This is a genomic window from Flavobacterium sp. (genome assembly GCF_017744675.1).
In the GTDB taxonomy this organism is placed as follows: Bacteria; Bacteroidota; Bacteroidia; order Flavobacteriales; family Flavobacteriaceae; genus Flavobacterium.
This window is the reverse complement of the sequence record NZ_JAGIAV010000012.1, coordinates 1-914: the sequence shown is the minus strand read 5'-3', so window position 1 is coordinate 914 and position 914 is coordinate 1. Positions and strand designations below refer to the sequence as shown.

The following is a 914-nucleotide window of genomic DNA, read 5'->3' as shown; positions in this document are numbered from 1 at the left end:
GACAGTACGTTGACTTATCAAATCTGCGAAAAGGCGAACGGCAATAACTGTAGTACAGCCACGGTTCACATTTTTGTTGAAGTGCCTGCCGTTTCATTGGTAATGAAGGTGACTTCTGATGATAGCAACAAAAATGGCGCAATAGAAGCAGGAGAGACTTTGAATTACACTTTCACGGTAACGAATACAGGAAATGTAGATCTTAAAAACATCACAATTTCTGATCTTTTACCAGGTATTATCCTTCATGGAGGTCCAATTAATTTAGCAGTTGGAGCAAGTGACAGCACAACATTTACAGCAACGTACACGCTGACACAGGCAGATATTAACGCAGGAATGGTAAGCAATCAGTCAACTGTTACAGCGGCTTCGCATAGCGGAATTACTGTAGACGACAAATCAGATGCCGAGAATGTGGCTGGAGATAATCCAACAGTAATTGAATTTAACGGCTGTGATATTAAAATCTTTAACGCAGTTTCTCTAAATGGAGACAGTATGAACGAGAGATTTTACATCCGAGGTATAGAATGTTATCCAGACAATACGGTTCAGATTTTTAACAGATGGGGAGTTTTGGTCTTCGAAAGAGATCATTACAACAACAATGATGTAGTATTCAAAGGCTACTCAGAAGGAAGAACAACTGTAAAAGAATCAAACGGATTGCCGGAAGGAACTTATTATTACATTTTGAGATACAAAGACAATCAGTCTAAGCCTCAGCAAAAAGCAGGTTATTTATACCTGACTAAATAATATTTCCAAACTAATAATAATGGCTTAGCCATAGGTTAAGCCATTATTTAAAAAACTATATAAATGAAAAAATTAGCTTTAGTTTTATTGTTTTGTTCTGCGGTCAGTTTTGCCCAGCAGGATGCACAGTTTACACAATATATGTACAATAC

1 protein-coding gene is annotated in these 914 nt (G+C 37.2%); it reads left to right on the top strand.

The window, feature by feature from the left end:
• Positions 1-762, top strand: a 762-nt coding sequence (locus J7574_RS23105; protein WP_290974711.1) for a gliding motility-associated C-terminal domain-containing protein, incomplete at its 5' end; no start/stop codon positions are given.
• Positions 763-914: the final 152 nt, after the last annotated feature.